Annotated in this window: 2 protein-coding genes; both read left to right on the top strand. The window is 44.5% G+C overall.

Annotation, left to right across the window (positions count from 1 at the left end; genetic code table 11):
- Window positions 1-1,555, top strand: a 1,555-nt coding sequence (gene istA / locus LB465_RS18000) for an IS21 family transposase (protein ID WP_224471303.1), incomplete at its 5' end; no start/stop codon positions are given.
- A gap of 23 nt (window positions 1,556-1,578) precedes the next feature.
- On the top strand, window positions 1,579-2,301 hold a 723-nt coding region (gene istB / locus LB465_RS17995; RefSeq protein WP_224471302.1), incomplete at its 3' end, for an IS21-like element helper ATPase IstB.

Genomic DNA, 2,301 nt, shown 5'->3' with positions numbered 1-2,301 from the left:
TATGGCCAATACACTTGATCCAATGGACTTAAAACAAATTATTTCCTTACATCTCGATGGATTTAGCAACCGTAAAATAGGTGCCACCCTTGGGATCTCCCGCAATACGGTAAATACTTATATGCGGTTGTTCAAGGCCAGCGGCTCTTCTCCTAAAGAATTATTGCACCTTGATAATGCTAGCTTAGAGAAGCTTTTTCCTTCCCATACTACTATTGACAACCCCCGTTACGAGGAACTCATGTTATATTTTGAGGGGGTCAATAAAGCCCGGAACCACCCAGGTTTTACTTTTTTATACCATTATCAGGAATATGTAGGGCAGGCCAAAGATCCATACGGCTACACCCAGTTTATGGAACACTACCGGCGCAAATATGCCAAGGTTAAAGGTTCGATGAAACTTGAACACGATCCTGGGAATGAAGTTTTTATTGATTATGCCGGCAAAAAGCTTCAAATTATTGATAAGGAAACCGGGGAACTGGTCCCGGTAGAAGTATTTGTAGCCATCCTTCCCAATAGCCAGTATACTTACGTGGAAGCCTGTAAAAGCCAAAAACGAGAGGACCTGATTACCTGTTGCTGTAATGCCCTGCACTTTTATGGAGGCGTCCCTAAAGCAATTGTCTCCGACAATCTAAAATCAGCGGTTACCCGTGCCAGCAGGTATGAGGCTGACATCAACAGGAGTTTTAAAGACTTCGCACGGCATTACGACTGTGTGATCAATCCTGCCCGGGGCTATGCCCCACAGGATAAAGCTTTGGTGGAGAATGCCGTAAACCTTGCCTACCAACGGATCTATTATCCCCTTCGGGAGATGAGCTTCTTCTCTTTGGAAGATCTGAACCGGGAGATAAAACGCCTGTTGGAGCGGTACAATAACCTGTTGTTCTCCCGCAAAGAAGCCAGTCGCAGGGAACTCTTCCAATCCGTGGAACGGGAATACCTAAAGCCCTTGCCAGAGACAGTCTATGAACTGAAAGGTTACCGAAGGGCAAAGGTTCAGAAAATAGGCTATGTATACTTCTCCCCGGATAAAAGCTATTACAGCGCACCCTATCGTTACATAGGAAAAGAAACCACCATCCATTATACCAGTTCTGTGGTTGAAGTATATTATTATCATCAGCGGATCGCCCTGCACCAGCGCAACCCATCAAAAGGCAGTTATAATACCAACAAAGATCATTTAAGCAGTACCCATAAATACTATAGCGATTGGAGCCCTGAATTTTTTAAAAAGAAAGCGGCCATACATGGCAAGCACGTGCTGGGCTGTATCGAGAAAATAATCACCGCGGTAGACTATCCGGAAATAGGATACAAACGAGCTATGGGGGTCATCCAGCTCCATAAATCCTATGGCTCCCAGCGATTGGATGATGCCTGTAAAAGAGCTTTGCAAGCAGACGCGGTTACTTACCTGCGCATTAAGAATATCCTGAAAAACAACCTGGACAAAAGCTCCCTGTTTTACCAGGACCTCGAAGAAGATAAACCACACATCCCGGAACACGATAACTTGCGGGGTGCTTCTGCATATAAATAATAAACCTTTTAAATCTAATGAATATGAACAACAATCAGACTATTGAAAAACTAAAACAAATGCGCTTGGGGGCTATGGCCCAATTGCACCTGCAGCACATAAAGGACAATCGTATAGAGAACATCACTGCTGATGAATACCTGGCTCTGCTGATCGATCACCAATGGGAAGACCGGCAGAACCGGAAGATAGAGCGGCTCTTAAAACAGGCCGGCTTTAAACAAGAGGCGAACCTGGCCGATGTGAATTACACCCAGCAACGCAACCTGGACAAGAACATGTTTACCCGTCTGGGAACACTGGATTTTATCACCAGAAAGGAGAATATTATCCTTACCGGGGCGTCCGGGGTTGGCAAAAGTTACCTGGCCCAGGCTTTAGGGCATCAGGGTTGTATGATGGAATACAAAACCATTTACACCAATACTGCACGCCTTTTTAAGAAATTAAAACTTAGTAAAGTGGATGGCACCTATCTTAAGGAACTAGGGAAACTAATTAAAGCAGATTTACTGATCCTGGATGACTTTGGCCTGCAGAGTTTTGATAACCACGCCAGGGAAACCCTTATGGATATCATCGATGACCGGTACAACAAAGCCTCCACAATTATATCTTCACAAATACCCGTATCGGCCTGGTATGATATAATTGGAGAAGGAACTATAGCAGACGCTATTCTGGACAGGATCGTGAACTCCTCACATCGGATCGACCTCAAAGGTTATGACAACAATATGGTTATG

Origin of the sequence: Salegentibacter lacus (assembly GCF_020164555.1) — a bacterium.
Taxonomy (GTDB): Bacteria; Bacteroidota; Bacteroidia; order Flavobacteriales; family Flavobacteriaceae; genus Salegentibacter; species Salegentibacter lacus.
Note: the sequence above shows the minus strand (reverse complement) of the source record. Positions and strands in the feature narration are given on the sequence as shown.